Source organism: Truepera radiovictrix DSM 17093, assembly GCF_000092425.1.
Lineage (GTDB): Bacteria > Deinococcota > Deinococci > Deinococcales > Trueperaceae > Truepera > Truepera radiovictrix.
Map to the genome: position 1 here is coordinate 1,112,978 of NC_014221.1, position 21,631 is coordinate 1,134,608.

Sequence of the window (21,631 nt, forward strand, 5' to 3'; positions counted from 1 at the left end):
AGAGGAGAAGAGCGCTACTCGCTCCCCGACAGGCCGAGCTGTTGGCGCAGCGCGTAGACGTCGTTGCTCGAGCGCGCTGTGGCGCGCTGCTCGGCGACCTCGGCGGTCGCGAAGGGGGTGAAGCCCTGGAGCTGCTGGTTGCCGTCCCAAGCGGTCACGACGTAGTTGAGGATGTTCGCGATGTCGTCGTCCGAGAGCTGCTGCCAGGGGGGCATGACGCCGTTGTAGGTCTGCCCCTCGACCTGAATCTCGCCCTGCAGGCCGTAGAGCAGGAGGTTGATGAGGTAGGCGCGGCCGCCCTCGGCGTTGTAGAGCGAGGCGGCGTGCCCGGCGACGGGCGGGAAGGCGCCTGGGATCCCCGCGCCGTTGACCTGGTGGCACGACGCGCAGTTGGCTTCGTAAGCCGCTTGACCGGCCGTGAGCACCTCGGGAACGCCGCCCGCAGGGGCCGCTTCGGCGCTCGTCTCACCCGCGCCCGCAGCTTCCGCCGGGGCCTCTGGCGCGGCCGGGGGCTCCTGCGCGGGCGCTTCGGCCATCGCTTCGGGGGCTGCTCCCTCGGCGGGGGGCGCCTCGGCGGTTGGGGGCGCTTGCGCGTCAGCCGGCGCTTCGGCGACGCCTTCTTGCGCTGCGCCCGCGGCGGGCGCCGTATCGGCCGGGGCGGCGGCGAGCGCGGTGCTCACCTCGTCAAGACCCCGCTCGGCAAGGAGCGCCATCGCCTCCTCGATGGGGATGCGGGCGGTTTGGCCGTCGCCGTTAAGCTCGAGGGCGCCCAGGCGCTGCGTGGCCTCCTCGAGCGTGCGCTGGTGCTGCGTGTTGTCAGCAGGGGTGTAGCGCGCGCGGTTGGTCGACGAGGCGAGCGTCAAGATCACCGTGATGACCAGAGCGGCGAGGATCCCGCTCGCGATAAAGAGGTTGCGCAGCGTGTTCGCCGAGACGAGGTAGTCGCGCGGCGCCGGCTCGCGGCGCGGGCGGGGGGGTTCGTCCGCCGCGGCGGCGTTTGCCGCTTCGTCGGACGCGTCCGCCTCGACGCGGTCGACCATGGCGTTGTCCTCGGCGTCGGTGAGGGGCCGGTGCTGGCGCTCCTGCTTGTCGAGCTCGCGCTCACCCTCGGCTTCAAACTCCTTTTCGAGGAGGTTGTCGCGCTCCTCTTGGGCGCGCGTGTCCTCGTTGGGCCGCAGCGCCTTGGCCTCCTCCTGCGCGTCGCGCGGGTTGTCGCCCGGGTGGAGGTCGCTGAGGTCGCGGTGTGGGGTGTCCTGACCGGCGTCCGCGCCCTCGGGCTGGCGGTCGTCGGGGTTTTTGGGGTTAGTCATGCGCAGCAGCTCCTGCGAGTTCGGGTTGTAGCCTCGGGTCGTTCGCCGGCAGGATCGAACGGGCTTTGAGGCGCGCGAAAAAGAAGCTCAGCCAGATACCGCCCAGCGCGAGCACGACGACGAGGTCGAGCAGCCGGAGGGCGAAGCCTTCGCGGTTAAAGGTCGGCACGATGATCCAATAGATGTCGACGAGGCGCATAAAGAGCATCCAGGCGGCGACCCAGACGAGCGCGCGCGCTTTTTGTTTGACCCAGCGGGAGAAGAGGATCAAAAAGGGTACGGCGAAGTGGAAAAGGAGCAAAAACGCGCTTACCCACACCCAACCGGTCGCTAGTCGGGTGACGTACCAGGTGTTGGTCTCGACGACGTTGTTCGACCAGAGGATGATGAGCTGCGACGCCTGGACGTACGCCCAGAACATGGTAAAAGCCATCAGGAAGTTGCCGAAGTCCTGCAGCCGCACCGGCGTAAAGACCGTGGCGAGGGGTTCGACGTGGCGAAAAGCCACGAGCAGAAGGATCATCAGCGCCACCGCCGAGAGCGCCTGGCCGATCATGAAGATGACCCCGTACATCCCCGAAAACCACTCGGGCGTCAGCGACATCCCCCAGTCAAAGGCGGCGAAGGTCATCGTCGCGACGTAGAGGATGATGCCTAGAGCGCCGGCGTTGCGCATGTGCTGCGCCAGATCCTGGCCCTCGTCTTGGCGCCGCGACCAACGCTGGAAGAGCAGGGCCAGGATGATCCAGGTCGTGAAGTAGATGACGCTGCGGGTGACGAACGCCGGCACGTTGAGGTAGAGCGTCTTGGCAGCGACGATGGGGTGCGCCTCGAGGTATGCCGGGTCGCTCCAGGGATACAGGCTGGTGATGCCGAAAAGCAGGGGGAGGAAAAGAACCGCCATAACGACGACGTTAGCGCTGCCCGCCTCGAGAAAGCGGCGCACCATCGCCCCCCAGGGGCCGCCGGCGAGGTGCTGGATCATCAGCAGCGCCAAGCAGCCCAGCGAGAGCCCGACCCAGAAGATGTAACCAAACAGGTACGACTGGTAAAAGGCGCTGAGCCCGCCGCTAAAGGGGATCAGCAGGAGCAGCAAAAAGGTGCCGACGACCGCGAGCGAGGTCGCCGCCCGCTGCCAGCGAGCGAGGCTTTTGGCGTAGAAGTCGTGTGTCACTGCGCGTCTCCTTGCGTAAGCACGGTGTTGCTGGGTGCGCCTTGCGCGTGGCTCGAGGCGGCCTGGAGCCGCGCCTGTAGGTCGGCGGGCAGGTCGGCCACCGTCGCGCTCTGCGAAAGCTGCAGCGCCCGGATATAGGCCGAGATGGCCCAGCGGTCTTCGGGGGGGATGCGCGAGGCGTACGAGTACATGCGCCCGAAGCCGTTGGTGATGGCGTTGTAGAAGTAGCCGACCGGCGCCGCGCGCAGCCGGGGTTCGTGGAACGAGGCGGGCCGCACGAAGCCGCGCTGGACGATGATGCCGCCGCCATCGCCCGAGTAGTTGTGGCAGACCGCGCAGTAGATGTTGTAGCGCTCCTGGCCGCGCTCGAGGACCGCTTGGGTGAGGGGGATCGGCAGCTCGGTCAGCAGCCCGTTTTCGTCTTGGCCGGTAAAAAAGCTCTCGGCGATAGCGCCGCGTTCGCGCGAGACGGTCCCCTCGGGGATGGGGCGGGCGGAGGTGCCGTCGGCGAAGAGCGACGAGGGTTCGTAGGACTCGTAGCGGGCCTGGTCGTACATGTTGCGCCCGCAGCCGCTTAAGAGGAGCGCGGCAATGAGGGGGAGCAGCCGCGCGCGCCTTAAAAGGGGCGTCACGCTTCGACCTCGGAGACGCGCACCGGCCCGAGCTTTTCGAGAAAGCGCGCGGTCAGCCCCAGATCGAACTCCGGGTCGCTCGCCTCGATGCAGAGAAAGAAGCGGTCGCGGGTCGCCGCCTCGAAGTTGGGGGTGTTGAAGATCGGGTGGTAGGGGCGGGGGAGACCGTTGCGGGCCAGCATAAAGAGCCCGGCGGTAAAGGCCGACAGGAGCACGGTGACCTCGAAGGTGATGACGATGTAGTTGGGCCAGGCGTTGAGCGGGCGGCCGCCGATGTTAAGGGGGTAGTGGACGACCTGCGCAAACCACTGCATGAAGAAGGCCGAAGCGCCCCCCAAAAGCCCCATGATCAGCACCACCCAGCCCAAGCGGGTGTTGCTCATCCCGAGCGCCTCGTCGAGGCCGGTGACGGGGAAGGGGGTGTAGGCGTCCATCTTGGTGTAGCCCTCCTCACGCGCCGCGTTGGCCGCCTCGAGAAGCGCCTCGGGGGTTTCGAACTCGGCGACCAACCCGTAGAGCTCGGGCTCGGCGGTGGCCGCAGGGACGGCGTGGGCCATTAGCTTACCTCCGGTTGCGCGCGGTGGGTGGGGGCGTCGTGGTCGTCGTCGTGCCCCGAGTGGTGCATGTCGTGGTGCACGAGCTCCTTGATTTCAGACGTGGCCACGGTCGGCAGCAGGCGGATAAAGACGAACCAGAGCGTCAGGAAAAGCCCCATCGAACCGATAAAGAGCGACCAGTCGAAGACCGTGGGGTAGTAGTTGCCCCACGACGAGGGCAGAAAGTCGCGCATCAAGGTGACGATGACGATGACGTAGCGCTCGAGCCACATCCCTACCGAGACGATCAGCGAGATGATAAAGAGCGCCACCTGCGACTGCCGCACCCGCCGCGACCAGAGCGGCTGAATCGCCACGGCGTTGCAGAGAATCAGCGCCCAGAAGGCCCAGGCGAAATCGCCGAAGAGGCGGTTGTAGGCCATGTAGCGCTCGAACTCGACCCCCGAGTACCAGGCGATAAAGAGCTCGATGATGTAGCCGTAGACGACGATCATGCCGGTGGCCAGCATCACCTTGGCGCAGTTGTCGAGGTGCTTTTTGGTGATCAGGTTTTGCAGCCCGAAAGCGTAGCGCAGCGGGATGGCCAAAATGAGCACCATCGCGAACCCGGCGAACACCGCCCCCGCGACGAAGTAGGGGGGCATGATGGTGTTGTTCCACCCCGGCACCTGCGAGTAGGCGAAGTCGAGGGCGATGGTCGAGTGGACCGAGAGCACGAGCGGCGTGGAGAGCGCCGCGAGCAGCAAGTAGGCGCGCTGATAGCGCTGCCAGTGCTTCGCCGAACCGCGCCAGCCGAGCGCCAGGGTGCCGTAGAAAAGTTTGACGAAGCGGTTTTGCGCCCGGTCGCGCAGCGTCGCGAGGTCGGGCACCAGCCCGATAAACCAGAAGAGCGCCGAGACCGAAGCGTAGGTCGAGATAGCGAACACGTCCCAGTCGAGCGGGCTCCTAAACTGCGGCCACATCCCGTAGGTGTTGGGGTAGGGGAAGAGCCAGTAGAAGAGCCACGGCCGCCCGAGGTGGAGAATCGGGTACATCCCCGCGCACACCACCGCAAAGAGCGTCATGGCCTCGGCGAAGCGGTTGATCGAGGTGCGCCAGTCCTGCCGGAAGAGCAGCAAGATGGCCGAGATGAGCGTCCCCGCGTGGCCGATCCCGATCCACCAGACGAAGTTGACGATCGGCATCGCCCAGGCGACGGGGACGTTGTTCCCGAAGATGCCGACCCCGCGGATGATCAGGGTGGTCACCGAGTAGAGGTAGACCATGAGGAAAAAGAACCCGACCCCGAACCCCAAAAACCACCAGATGGGGGAGCGGGTGAGGTTTTGCAAGATGGGCCGGTTGACCCTGTCGTCGACGCCGGCGTACGTCTGCCCGGGGGCGATGACGCGGTTTGTCTCCTGAATCCCTCTGCGTACGGCCATCAGTGTGCTCCTGTAGCGCGCTCGGAAAGTGCCGGGTGGGGGTTCGTGAGCTTCGCGAGGTAGGTGGTGCGCGGGTGCGTGTTGAGTTCGTCCAAGAGGCTGTAGTTCAGCACCGACCCCCGAAGCTGCGCCACGCGGCTTTCGGGATCGTTCATGTCGCCGAAGACGATGGCGTTGGTTGGGCAGGCGGCCTCGCAGGCGGTGACGATCTCGCCGTCGCGCACGGGGCGGTTTTCGTTACCGGCGCGGATGGTCGCCGCTTTGATGCGCTGCAAGCAGTAGGTGCACTTTTCCATCACACCGCGGCTGCGCACGGTGACGTTGGGGTTGGCGAGCATCGCGAGGCTGTTTTCGTCGAGCTCGGCGTACTGCAAGAAGTTAAAGCGGCGCACCTTGTAGGGGCAGTTGTTCGAGCAGTAGCGGGTGCCGACGCAGCGGTTGTAGACCATCACGTTAAGCCCCTCGTGGTCGTGGACGGTCGCGGCGACCGGACAGACGGGTTCGCAGGGGGCTTTTTCGCAGTGCTGGCACATCATCGGCTGGTGGTAGAACTCGGGGTCGTCGACCGAACCGCCGAAGTAGGCGTCGACGCGGATCCAGTGCATCTCGCGGCCGACGCCGACCTCGCGTTTGCCGACGATCGGGATGTTGTTCTCCGCTTGGCAGGCCGTGATGCAGGCGTTGCAACCGGTGCAGACGTTCATGTCGACGACCATCGCCCACGCCCGGCCCTCGTAGGTCCAGTCGGGGTAGAGGTCGGACGCGTGGTGCGCGACCGGGTGCACGAAGTGCGGGTGCTCGGGTTCGGCTTTGAGCTCCTCCAAGGTGCCGTGGCGGATGATGTGGCGGTTGCGCACCCCGTCGGTGTCGAGCGCGTGGTGCAAAGCGGTGCTCACGAGCCGGTAGCTCCCTCGAGCGCGGCTCAGCTGGACGTTGCCGGTGTGCCAGAGCCCGGCGGAGGTGCGCAGGAGGTAGCTGTTAAAACCCGCGCCGTTGCCGATGCGCCCGGCGTACTCGCGGCCGTAGCCTAGGTGCAGCACCACGAGGCCGTCCGCCTGGCCGGGCATGATCCAGATGGGCACCTCGAGGCTGCGCCCGTCGACCCCGAGCGTGATGAGGTCGCCATTCGAGAGGCGCTGGCGTTCGGCGAGCGCGGGGGCGACCAAAGCGGCGTTGTCCCAGGTGAGTTTGGAGAAGGGTTTGGGCAGCTCCTGCAGCCAGCCGTTGTTCGCGTAGCGGCCGTCGAGGACGTTCGGATCGAGCCTAAAGGCGAGCTCGAGGCCCTCGACGGGGGCCGCGGCGGGGAGCTCTTGCAGCGCGCCCGCTCGGAAGCTGACCTCTTTGGGCTCGAGGCGGGTGCCGTTAATCACCCCCGCGTAGACCGTCTGACGCCAGAAGCTGTCGACCCCCCCTTCGGCGAGCGGTTCGTAGGTCGCCCGCACCACGGCGTAGGCGGTGGCCTCGGGGTCGCCGAGGAGCGCGGCGAGCAGCTCGTGCGGCGAGACGCCGTTGTAAAAGGGCTCGATCAGGGGTTGCATGATGCTCGCGGTGCCGTCGAAGGCGCGCGCGTCGCTCCAGGCCTCGAGCTCGTGCGTCATGGGGACGTGCCAGGTGGTGCGGGCCGAGGTCTCGTCGAAGTAGAGGCTGAGGTGCGCGCTAAAGGGGACGTTGGCGAGCGCCTCGGCGAAACCGAGCTCGCTGGGGGCGGTGTAGACCGGGTTCCCCCCCAAGATCAGGAGCGCTTGTACGCTGCCCGCGCGCATCCTTTCCACAAGACCCTGCAGCGAGGTGAGCTGGTTTTCGGGGCGCGCGACGACGGGGTCGGTGTAAAAGACCGTCGTCCCGACGCTTCCCAAAGCGGCGTTGATCGCGTGCGCGAGGACGTGCACGGCCGCCCCCTGAGCGTCGCCGGGGACGACCACGCAGCGGCCGCCGGCGTTTTGCAGGTCCTCTACAACGGCCTCGAACCACGCTTCGGGGACCCCTTCGGGGAGCTCGCCGCTCACCCCCGCCACCCCGAGGCGCGCCGCGAGCGCGCGCGCGAGCGCCTCGACGCGGCTCGGGCGGAGCGCCAAGCGGTGGTCGGCCATGCCCCCCGTGATCGTCGGCACGCCCTCGACGACGTAGAGCCGGTTCATGGTGTCCTCTGCGCTATGCACCCGCCGCCGGTCGGAGAACGCGCGGCTGTAGGCGAGCTTGCCAGGGCCTTCGCCCAAAAAGTCGGCGTCGAGCGACAGGATCACGTCGGCCTCGGCGAAGTCGTAGCGGACGGCGACGTCCTCGCCGAAAGCGAGCCGCGCACCCTCGAAAGCGCCCGCGCTCCACAGCGGGTCGAACTGGTGCCACTGCGCCTGCGGGTAGCGCTGCAGAAGCTGCGCGAGCTGCCGCGCGAGCGTCGGTGAGGTCACGGTTTCGGTCAGGATGTGCAGGCCCGCGCCCCCTTGGAGCCCGTTAAGTGCCGCCGTCGCGGCCTCGACAAAGGCGCTGAAGGTGGTCGCGTTGCCCACGTTGCGCACGACTTGGGAGCGATCGGGGTCGTAGAGCGCGAGCGTCGCCGCCTGCATCTGGGCGTCCGTGGCGCCGAGGCTCGCGGGGTGGTCGGGGTTGCCCTCGATCTTGGTGGGGCGCCCCTGGTGGCTCTCGACGAGCACGCCTTTGGCGTAACCGCCCTCGGTCAGCGCGCTCGCGTAAAAGTTGGGTACACCCGGGATGAGCTCCTCGGGGGCGCGCACGTAGGGGAGGATCTTCTCCTGCTGGTAGGGGCGGACGCACGAGGTGAGCCCGGCGAGCGCCAACGAGGCGCCGAGCAGCTTGATAAAACCGCGGCGGTCGACGGCGGAGAGCATGGGCGCCGCCTGACGCGGGAACTCCTTATGCAAAAACTCCTCGAACTCGGGCGTTTCGGCGAGCTCCTCGAGGCTGCGCCAGTAGGCCTGGCCGCGCTTCTCGGCGAGCCGAGCGCGAATGTCTTGCAGGTCGAGGCGGGTCGTCTGGGCGTCGCTGGGAGTCGGCGTAGCGCTTGTGGCATCCATAGTTTGCGGTGCGGCACCTTTCGTCATCGTGTCCTACCGGTGGCAGATCGAGCAGTTGGCGAGGGCGTCGGCGTTGATGTTGTACGCCTCGACCAGCTGGGCGCCGATCTCGAGCTGATTGGCCGGGTATTCGTAGGCGAGGTTAAAGACCTCTTCGCGCGGGCGGACGTAGCGAGCGGGGTTGCGGTGGCACTCCAAGCACCACCCCATCGTCATCGGCTCCGCTTTCCAGATCGCCGACATCTGGTCGACGCGGCCGTGGCAGTGGTTGCAGCCGATGCCGCTATTGATGTGAGCGCTATGGTTGAAGTAGACGAAGTCGGCGAGTTTGTGCACCCTGTTCCAGGCAATAGGCGTCCCCGTCTCCCAGCTTTCGTACACGGCGGCGAGCTGCGGCGTACCGACGCGGATCTGCGAGTGGCAGGTCATGCAGACCTCAGTGGGCGGGACGTGCGAGTAGGCCGAGACCTCGACGACGTTGTGGCAGTAGCGGCAGTCGATACCGAGCTCGCCGGCGTGCAGCGAGTGCTGAAACCCGACCGGTTGCGCCACGGGTACCCCCACGCGGTTTCGGGAAATGCGCGCGAAGGCGGTCAGTGAGATGACCAGCAAGATGACGAAGATAACACCTCCGATAATCGTCCAGCGGGCGAAGGTGTTGGCGTTCGGGGGGAGAATCTGTGGCATCAGCGGTTCCTCTTAAACGCAGCGCGCGCTGCGGGCGCAAGACCGTGCTTGGCGCAGCGCGTAGCCGTGAGAGACGCGAACCCGGCGGTGGCGAACGAATAGCGACGTCACAAAATAGGCACCTTTCACTAGCGCGAACCGGTTCGTGAGCCGAGGCCGATATACCGGTGCCGACGCCGGCCCCCCAAAAAGCCCCGCTGGGCGACGGTGAGCCGACCCGACCCCGGCCGGGGTAGCCACGAGGGTTCTACATGAAACGATCCCGACAACCACGTACCTCCTTTGAAGAGCGGCGGTCACGCCAAGAGCGCTGCCGAGTGGAAGCTTCCAAAGCCTGCGCCCGTAGGGTGCCGAGCCCCAAAGCCCCAGCACCCTACCGCTCGCACCCTGCGTCTAGACGAGGCCACATTAAAGGTATCACACGGCCCAAAAAGCCCTGACGGGACATTTGTCCTGTGCGTCTAGAACGGTATAAATCCGACCTCAACGGGGGACAATGAGGTCCGCAGAATGTTCTACGGAGTTTACGTTACACATCATTTCACATCAAGGGCTAACGTCCCTCTAAGCGCCGTGAGAGCCTCGGCGTCGCAGCGTCGCTGACGCGTTTGTCGGCGGCGGCGCATCGACTGGGCGCGTTGCGACGCCAGCTTTAGCGGTGCAGCGACCGAGCCGTTTATACTTTCTGGAGGCGCGGGGTTTTGGTCCTCGTCGCTGCGTCTGCGGACGCCAGGGGAGACACGAAACGGCTTTGGCTCGTACACACCCAGTTTCACCGCAGCACCTCACCGAGGCAGCAGAGGCGCTTCGCCAGGGGCGTCTGGTCGCTTTCCCGACCGAAACCGTGTACGGTCTCGGGGCCGACGCGCGCAACGAGGCGGCCGTGCGCGAGATCTTCCGGATCAAGGGGCGCCCGGCGGATCACCCTGTGATCGTGCACCTGCCCTCGGCTGCGCACCTAGAGGCGTGGGCGGTAGCGGTGCCGGAGCTCGCCTACGCGCTCGCCGAGCGCTTCTGGCCGGGGCCGCTCACGCTCGTGTTGCAGCGGCACCCATCGGTGCTGGACGCGGTGACGGGTGCGCAGGCGACCGTAGGGCTGCGCGTGCCGGGGCATCCGGTGGCGCTCGCGCTGCTCGACGCCTTCGGGGGTGGGGTGGCGGCGCCCTCGGCCAACCGCTTCGGCCGCATCTCGCCGACCACGGCCGAGCACGTCCGCGCGGAGTTGGGGGACGCGGTTCTGGTGCTCGACGGCGGCCCCTGTGCGGTGGGGCTCGAGTCCACCATCCTCGATGTGAGCCGTGTGGGGGACGCCGAGGGAGCGCCGCGGCTCCTGCGGCCGGGGGGGATCGCGCTCGGGGCGCTGCAGGAGGTCGCGCGCGCGCTGGGGCTGGAGATCGAGGACGCGGTGCAACCGGGCGCCGGGACGCGGCGCGGCGCGCCGACGCCGCGCGTCTCTGGGTCCCTGGCAAGCCACTACGCCCCAGCGACCCCGGCGCGCCTCACCGAGGACGCGGCCGCCGACTTGGCCGCCTACTGGGCGCGGCACCCGCGAGCGGGGGGAGTGGGTGAGGTAGCGGTGCTGGCGCGGCGGCCGCAGCCGCCGCTGGGCGCAGCGGCGCGCGCGCTGCGCCGCTGGCGGGTCCTCCCCGAGACCCCGGCCGACTACGGGCGCCTCCTCTACGCCGCGCTACGCGAGCTCGACGCGCTAGGGTGCGCGCTGCTGCTCGTCGAGGCGCCGCCGCCGACGCCCGAGTGGGCAGCAGTCGCCGACCGCTTGCGGCGCGCCACGGCGCCCGCTGCCTCCCCAAACGTCCCCGAATAGCGGTCGCTGGCGAGTTCTGGTGGCTGCTTGCCGCGGTGAACCGTGAGGTCGGCCGGCAGCGCCCACCCCAGGGGGTCGTGGGAGGTTGGCCCCGTGTAGCCGCTGCCGGTAACCTATGTGACTCGGGGGGCGCGACTTGGGGCGCGGCGCCGGATCGCTGAACGCTAGCGCCCCCCAACACCGCTAGGTACGACCGCCAGCCGACAAGTGTCGGACTCGAGAGGAACGCCATGGACCAGCCTCCACCGCAACACCCTACCCCCCTCGTCGCCGTCATCATGGGCAGCACCTCGGACTGGGAGACGATGCGGCACGCCGCGGCGACCCTGGGGCAGTTCGAGGTGCCGCACCTCTGCGAGGTCGTCTCGGCGCACCGCACCCCGGCGAAGCTGGCAGCCTTTAGTGAGAGCGCGGCGGCGCGCGGCTTCGAGGTCATCATCGCGGGGGCGGGGGGGGCGGCTCACCTGCCGGGGATGGTCGCGGCGGGGACGAGCCTCCCCGTGCTCGGGGTGCCCGTCGAGAGCCGGGCGCTTCGGGGCGTCGACTCGCTCTTGTCTATCGTGCAGATGCCCGCCGGCGTCCCCGTCGGCACCCTCGCGATCGGCCGGGCGGGGGCGGTGAACGCGGCGCTCTTGGCCGTGGCGATCCTCGCCAACAGCCGCCCGGCGCTCCGGGCGCGCCTCGAGCGCTTCCGCCGGGAGCAGACCGAGCGCGTCGCGGCCGCCACGCTGCCGCCGGAGGGCGCGTGACGCCGCTGCTACCGGGGGCGACCCTCGGGATCCTCGGGAGCGGTCAGCTCGGCCGCATGTTGGCCCTGGTCGCTAAAAGGATGGGCTACCGCGTGCACGTCTACTCGCCGGACACCGCGACGCCTGCTGGCGAGGTGGCCGACGAGGAGGTCGCGGCGCCCTACACCGACCTCGACCGCGTCGCCGCTTTTGCCCGAGCGGTCGACGTGGTCACGCTCGAGTTTGAAAACGTCCCCGCCACGGCGCTCGAGGCCGCCGCCACCTACGCCCCCGTCCGCCCCGGTTGGCGGGCGCTCTACACCGCGCAAAACCGCCTGCGCGAAAAGCAGTTCTGGGCCAAGCGCGGGCTGCCGCACGCGCCCTTTCGCGTGATCCGCGCGGCTGCCGACCTCGACCTCGCGCTGCGCGAACTCGGAACCCCGGCCGTGCTGAAAACGGCGGGTTTCGGTTACGACGGCAAGGGGCAGCGCACCGTGCAGACGCGCCGCGAGGCCGAAGCGGCCTTTGCCGCGTTGGGTGCCGACACGTACGTGTTAGAGGCCTTTGTCCCCTTCGAGCGCGAGGTGTCGGTCATAGCGGCGCGCCACGAGAGGGGCTTTATGCACTACGGGGTGCTGGAAAACCGGCATCACCGGCACATCCTCGACGTCACCTCGGCCCCCGCCGAGGTGAGCGCCGAGGTCGCCGAGACCGCTGTAGCGCTCACCCGCGAGGTCTTCGAGGCGCTCGAGCTCGTCGGGGTGGCCTGCGTGGAGTTTTTCCTGACTGCGGCGGGGGAGCTTTTAATCAACGAGTTGGCGCCGCGGCCCCACAACTCGGGGCACCTGACGATCGAGGCGTGCGCCGTGAGCCAGTTCGAGGCGCAGCTGCGCGCGGTCTGCGGGTTGCCCCTCATGCCATCGGCGCCCGTGCGACCCGCCGCGATGGCCAACCTTCTGGGCGACCTCTGGGCGGGTGGTGAACCGGACTGGGCGGCCGCGCTCGCTTTCCCCGACGTTCACCTGCACCTCTACGGCAAGCGCGAGGCGCGCCCGGGGCGCAAGATGGGGCACCTCACGGCGCTCGCCGCGACGCCCGCAGCGGCGCGGGAGCGGGTGCTGGCGGCGCGGGCGGCCTTGACGGGCGCCTGATATAACGGGGTGTGCAGAACCTCCGCCTTCTCTCCCCCGAGGCGCGCGCGCACGTTGAGCGCCTCTGGCCGCTCGCCGAGGCGATCCTGGCGCCCGCCGACCGGCAGCTCTTTCAGCTCCGCTTGGTGCGGCAGTTCGAGAACCTCTACGAGGCCCTCGTGCCCCTCTACGGGGCTCGAGACGACTTCGCGGAGCTGCTCGGGCGGCTCGTGCAGCTGCTCGCCCGCGCCTACGCGGCGCGCCCGGAAAAGCTCAAAGCGCTCGACCTCGAGCGCGACCTCACCCCCGACTGGTTTCAGCGCGAAGGGGTAGTCGGTTACGTCGCCTACGCGGAGCGCTTTGCGGGCACCCTTAAAGGGGTCGAGGCGCACCTCGACTACCTCAAAGAGCTCAGGGTCACGTACCTGCACCTGATGTCGGTCATCAAGACGCGCGAGGGCGAAAACGACGGCGGTTACGCGGTCGCCGACTACCTCGACGTGCAGCCGCAGCTCGGGACCCTAGAGGACTTGGAGCGGCTCTGCGCGCGGCTCCGCAGCGAAGGCATCAGCCTCTGCCTCGACTTCGTGCTCAACCACTGCGCCGACACGCACCCGTGGGCCGAGCGGGCGCGCGCGGGCGACCCCTTCTACCGCGACTTCTTCTACGTCTTCCCCGACCGCACCCTCCCCGACGCCTTCGAGCGGACGCTCCCCGAGGTGTTTCCGGACTTTGCCCCCGGCAACTTCTCCTTCGTCCCCGAGCTGGGGTGGGTCTGGACGACCTTTCACCGCTACCAGTGGGACCTCAACTACACCAACCCCGAGGTCTTCCTGGCGATCACCGACACCCTGCTGCAGCTCGCCAACAAAGGGGTTGAGGTCTTTCGGCTCGACGCCGTCGCCTTTATGTGGAAGCGGCTCGGTACCGACTGCCAAAACCAACCCGAGGTGCACGAGATCCTCCAGGCGCTGCGCGCCTGCTCGCGCATTGCTGCGTCCGCGACGCTGCACAAAGCCGAGGCCATCGTCTCACCGCAGCAGCTCATCCGCTACTTCGGTACGGGCAAAGGCTTCGGCAAGGCGTCCAACCTGGCCTATCACAACTCGCTCATGGTGCAGTTCTGGTCGGCTCTGGCGAGCCGCGACACGCGCCTTATGACCTACGTCCTCAAGAACTTTCCGCGCATCCCCCCGACGACCGCTTGGGCGACCTACATCCGCTGCCACGACGACATCGGTTGGGCGGTGACCGACGAGGACGCGGCGGCGGTGGGGTTAGACGGCCACCTGCACCGGGCCTTTTTGTCGGACTTCTACGCGGGACACTTTCCCGGGTCGTTTGCCGTCGGCGAGGTGTTTCAGTTTAACCCCGAGACCCAGGACCGGCGCATCTCGGGGACGTTTGCCAGCTTAGCGGGGCTCGAGCGGGCTTTGGAGCAGGGCGACCCCGACGAGATCGCCCTCAGCCTCGAGCGCATTTTGCTCGGCTACGCTCTCATGCTGGGCTTTGGCGGTACGCCGCTCCTATACATGGGCGATGAGCTGGGGCTGCTAAACGACTACAGCTACACGCAGCACCCGGAGACGGCGGGTGACAACCGCTGGCTGCACCGGCCCTACATGGATTGGGCCAAGGCGGCGCGGCGGCGCGAGGCGGGGAGCCTCGAGGCGCGGCTTTTCGGCGGGGTGCAGCACCTCATCGGCGTCCGCGCGCGGACGCCGCAGCTCCACGCCGCCTACCAAGCGGAGATCGCCGAGACCTACCACCCCCACCTCTTCGCCTACGCGCGGCCGCACCCTCTGGGCACGCTGCTATGCGTCTACAACTTTAGCGAGCGGCCGCAGGAAGCGGATGTCGGCCTGCTGAGCGCCCACGGCCTCGACGCGCCCTACGACCTGATCACCGGCGCGCGCGTCGCAACCGGGCCGCTGCCTCTGCCCCCTTACGGGCGCCGCTGGTTGGTGCAGACGCCGCCCGCTTGAGGCGCGCAGAAGCGGCCCCCGTCGCGCTCGCCGCCCTCAGCGTCGCGTGAGGCGGTCGCCCGAGGAGCACGTCGCGCTCGGCGACCCTCCAGAACGCGCCTTGGGGCAGCATTTGCGAGTGCGCGTCTACTCAGACGTGTAGCGAAAACCCCTTGGCGAGCGGCGCCAAGGGGTCTTTGAGAGCGCGTGAGCTACATCCCGGGGCGCCGCGACCCGCTACGCCCACCACAGCTCCTGGTCCGCCGCGTCGCGCGCGCCAGGCTCTTGGAGGCGGCGTTCGCGGCGCTCGAGGCGGCGCACGTAGCGGTAGGCGGTCTTAACGTCGTTGTCGCCGAGGCTCTGGAGGCGCCGGACGGCCTGGAGGGTTTGCCCTTCGCGGATCAGCGAGGCGAGGCACACCTCCTGCGTGGCGTCGAGGCCGACGGGCTGGTGTTCTGTCAGACGTACCCCGAGGGCGCCCAGGCCCACGACGAGACCGACCACAAAGGGCGGCAGCCCGCGCCCCTCGGCTGAAGCGACAAGGAGCCCGCCCCCGAGAAGAAAGAGGGTTGCGGAGAGTAGAAGCGTACGAGAAGGCGTCATCACCCCTAGGCTAAGCGCCTAGCCTGAAGCTTGCCTTAAGACGCGCGTGGACGCGCCGGGCCTTGCGTTTTGGCGTGGGGCTCCAGTATACTAAGCAAGTTTGCACTCCCCGGCCCGCAGCGTTGGGTCAGGGAGCGGCTTCGTCGTGCGTTTATCTACGTAAGACCCAGCCTAAAGGATCTCGAAGTGGGCCCTGCCCCCGCTGCTGCGCCCCGCGCCAGCAACTTGAGTAAGGAGTGATCGCGCTGCCAACCGTTAACCAACTCTTGCGCAAAGGGCGCAAAGCCCTGCCGAAGAAAAACAAAGTGCCGGCGCTTAAGGGGAGCCCGCAGCGCCGCGGCGTCTGCACGGTGGTTAAGACGCAGACCCCCAAAAAGCCCAACTCGGCGCTCCGCAAAATCGCGCGTGTGCGGCTTTCGCACGGCGCCGAAGTGACCGCGTACATCCCCGGCGAAAAGCACAACCTGCAGGAGCACTCGGTGGTGCTGATTCGCGGGGGGCGCGTCAAGGACCTGCCCGGGGTGCGTTACCACATCGTCCGTGGCGCGCTTGACGCTCAAGGTGTCGGTGTCGGCCGTTACGTACAGCGCAACCAGGGCCGCAGCAAGTACGGCACGAAAAAGCCGAAGAAGTAGGAGTCAAGATGGGACGCAGAAGAAGAGCAGAGGTCCGTCGGCTCGAGCCCGACCTGGTCTACAGCGACACCACCGTCACCGCGTTTATCAACAAACTGATGCGCGACGGCAAGAAAAACTTAGCCAGCCGGATTTTCTACGGCGCTTGCCGGTTGATCCAAGACCGCAGCGGTCAGGAGCCCCTTAAGGTGTTCCGCCAGGGGCTCGACAACGTCCGCCCCCGCATCGAGGTCAAAAGCCGCCGCGTCGGTGGGGCGACCTATCAGGTGCCCGTCGAGGTGCCGCCGCGCCGCGCGCAGTCGCTCGCGCTGCGTTGGCTCGTGGCCGCCTCGAACGCCCGCCCCGAGCGCACGGCAGTCGAGCGCGTCGCCGGTGAACTGCTAGACGCTGCAGCCGGACGCGGCGGCGCCGTAAAGAAAAAAGACGACGTCGAGCGGATGGCCGAGGCGAACCGCGCGTACGCCCACTACCGCTGGTAGGAATGAGCTGAAAGCGTCTATGACGCTAAGCTTTGCTTAGTGGCAGAGGCGCAAGTCAGCCTAAAAGCGTCTGTGACGCCGAGCTTCGCTTGGTGGCAAGGACGCGGACGCGCGCTGCAGCCGCCCCTTGAAGCAGCGCTTCAAGGGGCGCAGGGAAGACCCAGGAGAGAGTATGGCAACAAAAACGGGCATCGACCTGAAAAAAACGCGCAACATCGGGATCGCCGCGCACATCGACGCCGGTAAAACGACCCTGACCGAGCGCATCTTGTTCTTTACGGGGCGCATCCACAAGACCGGCGAGGTCCACGAGGGTGCGGCCACGATGGACTGGATGGAGCAGGAGCGCGAGCGCGGTATCACCATCACCTCGGCGGTAACGCAGGCGTTCTGGAAAGACACCCGTATCAACATCATCGACACCCCCGGCCACGTGGACTTCACCATGGAGGTCGAGCGCTCCATGCGCGTGCTCGACGCGGCCGTAGCGGTCTTCGACGCCTCGCAAGGGGTCGAGCCGCAGTCGGAGACCGTCTGGCGCCAAGCCGACAAGTACCGCGTGCCGCGCCTGGCGTTCGCCAACAAGATGGACAAGACGGGCGCCGACTTTCAGCTCGTGTTGGACTCCATGCAAGAGCGCCTCGGCGCCAACGCCGTGCCGGTGCAGTGGCCGATGGGGCAGGAGGACGCTTTCAAGGGCATTATCGACCTCGTCGAGATGCGCGCGTACACCTACCTCGACGACTTGGGGCAGAAGATCGAGGAGAGCGACATCCCGGCCGAGTACGCCGAGCTCGCCGAGGAGAAGCGCAACCTCATGCTCGAAAAGCTCGCCGACATCTCCGACGACCTGGCGATGCTCTACCTCGAGGGCGAGGAGATCCCGAGCGAGCTCATCCACAACGCGATCCGCGAGGGGACGGTAGGGCTCAAGCACTTCCCCGTACTCTGCGGTTCGGCGCTCAAAAACAAGGGGGTGCAGCGCCTTCTAGACGCCGTCACGCTCTATCTGCCGAGCCCCCTAGACGTCCCCCCGATCAAGGGCGTGATCCCCGGCACCGAGCAGGAGGACAGCCGCCCTGCCGACGAGGACGCGCCGACGGCAGCGTTGGCTTTCAAGATCATGACCGACCCTTACGTCGGGCGCCTTACCTTTATCCGCGTCTACTCGGGCGTGCTCGAGTCGGGTTCGTACGTCTGGAACGTCTCCAAGGGTAAAAAGGAGCGCGTCGGCCGCCTCCTGAAGATGCACGCGAACTCCCGCGAGGAGGTCGAGCGCATCGGCGCCGGCGACTTGGGCGCGGTCATCGGCCTTAAAGACACCACGACGGGCGACACGCTCGCCGACCCGGACCACCCCATCGTCTTAGAGCGCATGGAGTTTCCCGAACCGGTCATCACGGTGGCCATCGAACCCTCGTCGAAGGCCGACCAGGACAAGCTCGCCAACGGCATGGTCAAGCTCGCCGAGGAGGACCCGACGTTTCGCGTCGAGTCGGACCCGGAAACTGGCCAGACGACGATCTCGGGGATGGGCGAGCTGCACCTGGAGATCATCGTCGACCGCCTCAAGCGCGAATTCGGCGTGAACGCCACTGTTGGCGCGCCGCAGGTCGCCTACCGCGAGACCATCACCAAACCCGTCGACGTGCAGGGCAAGTTCGTGCGCCAGTCGGGGGGGCGTGGTCAGTACGGGGACGTCAAGATCAAGGCCGAACCCCTCGAGCGCGGCGCCGGTTTCGAATTCGAGAACGCCATCGTCGGTGGGGTCATCCCCAAAGAGTACATCCCGGCCGTGCAGAAAGGGATCGAAGAGGCGATGCAAAACGGTCCCCTGCTCGGCTTCCCCATCGTCGACATGAAAGTGACCCTCTACGACGGGTCGTACCACGAGGTCGACTCGTCCGAGATGGCCTTTAAGATCGCCGCCTCGATGGCGATCAAAGAGGCGATGGCCAAGGGCGGCGCGGCGATTTTAGAACCCATCATGCGCGTCGAGGTCGTGACCCCCGAGCAGTACATGGGTGACGTCATCGGCAGCCTGAACTCGAGGCGCGGTCAGATTCAAGGGATGCAGCCGCGCGGGAACGCGCAGGTGGTCAACGCCCACGTGCCGCTCTCGGAGATGTTCGGTTACGCGACCGATCTGCGCAGCCTGACCCAAGGTCGCGCGACCTTTACGATGGTGCTCGACCACTACGCGCAGGTGCCGCGCAACATCCAGGACGAACTCGTCAAGAAGTGAGCGTAAGGGTGCCGAGCGGCGCCTTCGGGGCGCCGCTTCGCTTGCGCCTAGACGCGTGGCAAACGGTTGGGGCAGGTAGCCCCTGACATAACGACCAAAAGGAGCAGAAGATGGCGAAAGCGACGTTTGAGCGGACGAAACCGCACGTAAACATTGGGACGGTAGGGCACGTCGACCACGGGAAGACGACGCTAACGGCGGCGATCACGTTTACGGCGGCGGCGGCGGACCCGACGATTGAGACGCTGTCGTACGACCAGATTGACAAAGCGCCGGAGGAGAAGGCGCGTGGGATCACGATCAACACGTCGCACGTGGAGTACCAAACGGCGGCGCGGCACTACAGCCACGTGGACTGTCCGGGGCACGCGGACTACGTGAAGAACATGATCACGGGGGCGGCGCAGATGGACGGGGCGATTTTGGTGGTATCGGCGGCGGACGGGCCGATGCCGCAGACGCGGGAGCACATTTTGCTAGCGCGGCAGGTCGGGGTGCCGTACATCGTGGTGTTCATGAACAAGACGGACATGGTCGACGACGAGGAGCTGTTGGAGCTGGTCGAGATGGAGGTGCGGGAGCTGCTGTCGAGCTACGACTTTCCCGGGGACGACATTCCGGTGATCAAAGGGTCGGCTCTTAAAGCGCTCGAAGCGCTGACGGCGAACCCGAACACGCAGCGCGGGGAAGACGAGTGGGTGGACAAGATCTGGGAGCTACTCGACGCGGTGGACAGCTACATACCGACGCCGGAGCGGGACATTGACAAGCCGTTTTTGATGCCGGTGGAGGACGTGTTTACGATCACGGGTCGCGGGACGGTAGCGACGGGGCGCGTGGAGCGTGGGCAGGTCAAGACGGGTGAAGAGGTGGAGATCGTGGGCTTGTCGCAGACGCGCAAGAGCGTGGTGACGGGGGTCGAGATGCACCGGAAGACGCTCGACGTGGGCATTGCGGGGGACAACGTGGGGGTGCTGCTGCGGGGCGTGCAGCGCGATGAGATCGAACGGGGGCAGGTGCTGGCGAAGCCGGGGTCGATCACGCCGCACACGCAGTTCAAGGGGTCGGTGTACGTGCTGAAGAAAGAGGAGGGGGGCCGGCACAGCGCGTTTTTCTCGGGGTACCGGCCGCAGTTTTACTTTCGCACGACCGACGTCACGGGGGTGTGCACGCTGCCCGAGGGGGTGGAGATGGTGATGCCGGGGGACAACGTGGAGCTCTCGGTCGAGCTCATCAAACCCATCGCCATGGAAGAGGGGCTGCGCTTCGCCATCCGCGAGGGCGGTCGCACCGTCGGCGCTGGCGTCGTGACCCAGGTGATTAAATAATGGCCGCGCCGCGCATTCGCATCAAGCTGCGGGCCTTTGACCACAAGAGCCTCGACTCGTCGGCGACGAAGATCGTCGACACGGTCAAGCGCACGGGCGCCAAGGTGGCCGGTCCGGTTCCCCTGCCGACCCGCATCCGCCGCTTCTGCGTGCTCCGCAGCCCCTTTACCGACAAAGACTCGCGCGAGCACTTTGAGATCCGCACCCACAACCGGCTGATCGATATCAAGACGCCGACAAAGAGCACCATCGACAGCCTTATGCATCTAGACCTCCCTACCGGGGTGGACATCGAGATCAAAACGGTCGGAGGACGGTAGTGAAAGGACTTCTCGGCACCAAGGTGGGGATGACCCAGGTGTGGCAGGGTGACCGGCTCGTACCGGTCACGGTCGTCCTGGCTGGTCCCTGCCCGGTGGTGCAACGCAAAACCCCCGAGACGGACGGCTACAGCGCCGTTCAGCTCGGTTGGATCGCCAAGCGGGACAAGGTGGCGACCAAACCCGAGTTGGGGCACGCCAAAAAGGCGGGGGTGAGCGCGCAGCGCCACCTCGTCGAGTTCCGCGACTACGACCCCGAAGGGGACACCGTGACGGTGGAGATCTTCAAGCCGGGTCAGAAGGTCGACGTGACGGGGACCTCCAAGGGGCGGGGTACGGCGGGTGTGATGAAGCGCTGGAACTTCGCCGGTCTGCCCGCTTCACACGGGGTAAAGAAAAAGCACCGCGCGCCCGGGTCGATCGGTCAGCGCAAGTTCCCTGGCCGCGTCTACAAGGGTAAACGGATGGCGGGGCGTTACGGCAACGAGCGCGTGACGACCCTCGGGCTCGAGCTGCTCGAGGTGCGCCCCGACGACAACCTGCTGCTCATCAAAGGGTCGATCCCCGGCGCCAACGGCGGGCTCGTCGTCGTCAAGGCGTCGACGAGGGGGGCGAAGTGATGGACGTAACCCTAGACGTCATCGGCTCCGAGCGCAAGGTGACGCTGGCGCTGCCCGAGCCCAAAGTATCGGTCTTGCACGAGGTCGTCTCGTGGCAGCTCTCGAAGCGCCGCCGCGGCACCGCCGCGACCAAAACCCGTGGCACGGTCTCGGGGACGACCGCGAAGATGTACCCGCAAAAGGGGACGGGGCGGGCGCGCCACGGCTCCTACAAGGCCCCCATCTTCGTGGGCGGCGGGATCGCTTTCGGGCCGCAGCCGCGCTCGTACGAGTACACCCTGCCCAAACGCGTGCGCCGCTTGGGGCTCAAGATGGCGCTCGCCGCGCGCGCGCAGGACAACAAACTCACCCTGGTCGAAGCCTTCGGCATCGGTGGGCGCACCAAAGAGTTCGTCGCGTGGGCCAAAGACCACGGCTTCGACGGTAGCGAACGGGTGCTGCTGGTCACCGACGACGAGCTCGCGCGGCGCGCCGCGCGCAACCTGCCCTGGGTGAGCGTGCTCCCCAGCCGCGGGCTCAATGTCTACGACATCTTGCGCCACGACCACGTCGTCGCCGACGCCGCGCTCTTTGCCGAGCCGGAGGAGGCGCAGGCCGCCCCGCGCCGCGTCGTCGTGACCGGGCGCCCCGCGGCTAAGGAGGAAGCGTGAACCCGCACGACGTGATTCTAAGGCCCGTGCTGAGCGAAAAGGTGCTCGCCGAGATGGGCGCGGGCAAGTACGCCTTTTACGTGCACCCGAGCGCGAACAAGACGCAGATCAAAGACGCCATCGAGCGCGTTTTTGAAGTCGACGTGCTCAAGCTCAACCTGCTCAACGTGCGCGGCAAAGAGAAAACCATGGGGCGCTTTCGCGGGGTGCGGCCGCGCCGCAAAAAGGTCATCGTGACCCTAAAGCCGGGGCAGCGCATCCAGCAGCTCGAGGGCCTCACCTAAAGGAGCG

Annotated in this window: 19 protein-coding genes and 1 pseudogene; 12 read left to right on the top strand and 8 right to left on the bottom strand. The window is 67.1% G+C overall.

All coding sequences use genetic code 11. From position 1 onward, the window contains the following. Positions 1-14: 14 nt before the first annotated feature. Genes TRAD_RS16495 through TRAD_RS05125 form a run of 7 tightly spaced genes read right to left on the bottom strand, consistent with a single transcriptional unit; the run spans position 15 to position 8,816 of the window. Positions 15-1,310, bottom strand: a complete 1,296-nt coding sequence (locus tag TRAD_RS16495) for a c-type cytochrome (protein ID WP_013177519.1) — start codon at positions 1,308-1,310, stop codon at positions 15-17. Further along, the gene (locus TRAD_RS05100; RefSeq protein WP_013177520.1) at positions 1,303-2,484 is read right to left on the bottom strand and encodes a hypothetical protein; all 1,182 of its coding nucleotides are present in this window, start codon (positions 2,482-2,484) and stop codon (positions 1,303-1,305) included. The genes TRAD_RS16495 and TRAD_RS05100 overlap by 8 nt, the downstream gene beginning before the upstream one ends. Next, positions 2,481-3,116, bottom strand: a complete 636-nt coding sequence (locus TRAD_RS05105; protein WP_013177521.1) for a c-type cytochrome — start codon at positions 3,114-3,116, stop codon at positions 2,481-2,483. Before TRAD_RS05105 ends, TRAD_RS05100 begins: the two co-directional genes overlap by 4 nt. Beyond that, positions 3,113-3,673, bottom strand: a complete 561-nt coding sequence (locus TRAD_RS05110) for a DUF3341 domain-containing protein (protein ID WP_013177522.1) — start codon at positions 3,671-3,673, stop codon at positions 3,113-3,115. The genes TRAD_RS05105 and TRAD_RS05110 overlap by 4 nt, the downstream gene beginning before the upstream one ends. Beyond that, complete coding sequence (gene nrfD / locus TRAD_RS05115; protein ID WP_013177523.1) at positions 3,673-5,097, bottom strand: NrfD/PsrC family molybdoenzyme membrane anchor subunit; 1,425 nt, start codon at positions 5,095-5,097, stop codon at positions 3,673-3,675. Before nrfD ends, TRAD_RS05110 begins: the two co-directional genes overlap by 1 nt. Then, on the bottom strand, positions 5,097-8,129 hold the full coding sequence (locus TRAD_RS05120; protein WP_013177524.1) for a TAT-variant-translocated molybdopterin oxidoreductase: 3,033 nt from the start codon (positions 8,127-8,129) through the stop codon (positions 5,097-5,099). The genes nrfD and TRAD_RS05120 overlap by 1 nt, the downstream gene beginning before the upstream one ends. A gap of 33 nt (positions 8,130-8,162) precedes the next feature. Then, on the bottom strand, positions 8,163-8,816 hold the full coding sequence (locus TRAD_RS05125; protein ID WP_013177525.1) for a cytochrome c3 family protein: 654 nt from the start codon (positions 8,814-8,816) through the stop codon (positions 8,163-8,165). A 751-nt stretch (positions 8,817-9,567) separates the two neighbouring features. On the opposite strand from TRAD_RS05125, the gene TRAD_RS05130 reads away from it, so the two are divergent. The 4 genes and pseudogenes from TRAD_RS05130 (at position 9,568) to TRAD_RS05145 (ending at position 14,481) form a co-directional block, all read left to right on the top strand. After that, complete coding sequence (locus TRAD_RS05130) at positions 9,568-10,638, top strand: L-threonylcarbamoyladenylate synthase (RefSeq protein ID WP_013177526.1); 1,071 nt, start codon at positions 9,568-9,570, stop codon at positions 10,636-10,638. Positions 10,639-10,868: 230 nt separating this feature from the next. Next, complete coding sequence (purE, locus tag TRAD_RS05135; RefSeq protein ID WP_013177527.1) at positions 10,869-11,387, top strand: 5-(carboxyamino)imidazole ribonucleotide mutase; 519 nt, start codon at positions 10,869-10,871, stop codon at positions 11,385-11,387. After that, positions 11,381-12,517, top strand: a pseudogene (locus TRAD_RS05140) (5-(carboxyamino)imidazole ribonucleotide synthase); the annotation flags it as partial. The gene purE and the pseudogene TRAD_RS05140, both read left to right, overlap by 7 nt. An 11-nt stretch (positions 12,518-12,528) precedes the next feature. Next, positions 12,529-14,481, top strand: coding sequence for an amylosucrase (locus TRAD_RS05145; RefSeq protein ID WP_013177529.1), 1,953 nt, complete (start codon positions 12,529-12,531; stop codon positions 14,479-14,481). 216 nt (positions 14,482-14,697) lie between these two features. Here the strand turns inward: TRAD_RS05145 and TRAD_RS05150 are convergent, their stop codons facing one another. Continuing rightward, positions 14,698-15,063 carry a hypothetical protein gene (locus tag TRAD_RS05150; RefSeq protein ID WP_013177530.1) on the bottom strand — a complete coding sequence of 122 codons (366 nt, stop codon included), beginning with the start codon at positions 15,061-15,063 and terminating at the stop codon, positions 14,698-14,700. A gap of 245 nt (positions 15,064-15,308) precedes the next feature. Here TRAD_RS05150 and rpsL point away from each other — a divergent pair, with 245 nt between their 5' ends. The 8 genes from rpsL (at position 15,309) to rplW (ending at position 21,624) form a co-directional block, all read left to right on the top strand. Beyond that, positions 15,309-15,698 carry a 30S ribosomal protein S12 gene (gene rpsL, locus TRAD_RS05155; protein ID WP_083770908.1) on the top strand — a complete coding sequence of 130 codons (390 nt, stop codon included), beginning with the start codon at positions 15,309-15,311 and terminating at the stop codon, positions 15,696-15,698. 8 nt (positions 15,699-15,706) lie between these two features. Next, a complete protein-coding gene (rpsG, locus tag TRAD_RS05160; RefSeq protein WP_013177532.1) occupies positions 15,707-16,177 on the top strand; it encodes a 30S ribosomal protein S7 in 471 nt (156 codons plus the stop codon). Positions 16,178-16,349: 172 nt separating this feature from the next. Then, positions 16,350-18,422: an elongation factor G gene (fusA, locus tag TRAD_RS05165; protein WP_013177533.1), complete on the top strand. Its 2,073-nt coding sequence runs from the start codon at positions 16,350-16,352 to the stop codon at positions 18,420-18,422. 110 nt (positions 18,423-18,532) lie between these two features. Next, on the top strand, positions 18,533-19,750 hold the full coding sequence (gene tuf / locus TRAD_RS05170) for an elongation factor Tu (RefSeq protein WP_013177534.1): 1,218 nt from the start codon (positions 18,533-18,535) through the stop codon (positions 19,748-19,750). After that, the gene (rpsJ, locus tag TRAD_RS05175; protein WP_013177535.1) at positions 19,750-20,070 is read left to right on the top strand and encodes a 30S ribosomal protein S10; all 321 of its coding nucleotides are present in this window, start codon (positions 19,750-19,752) and stop codon (positions 20,068-20,070) included. Before tuf ends, rpsJ begins: the two co-directional genes overlap by 1 nt. Continuing rightward, on the top strand, positions 20,070-20,690 hold the full coding sequence (rplC, locus tag TRAD_RS05180; protein ID WP_013177536.1) for a 50S ribosomal protein L3: 621 nt from the start codon (positions 20,070-20,072) through the stop codon (positions 20,688-20,690). Before rpsJ ends, rplC begins: the two co-directional genes overlap by 1 nt. Further along, positions 20,690-21,340 carry a 50S ribosomal protein L4 gene (gene rplD, locus TRAD_RS05185; protein ID WP_013177537.1) on the top strand — a complete coding sequence of 217 codons (651 nt, stop codon included), beginning with the start codon at positions 20,690-20,692 and terminating at the stop codon, positions 21,338-21,340. Before rplC ends, rplD begins: the two co-directional genes overlap by 1 nt. Beyond that, positions 21,337-21,624, top strand: a complete 288-nt coding sequence (gene rplW / locus TRAD_RS05190) for a 50S ribosomal protein L23 (protein WP_013177538.1) — start codon at positions 21,337-21,339, stop codon at positions 21,622-21,624. Before rplD ends, rplW begins: the two co-directional genes overlap by 4 nt. Positions 21,625-21,631 lie beyond the last annotated feature (7 nt).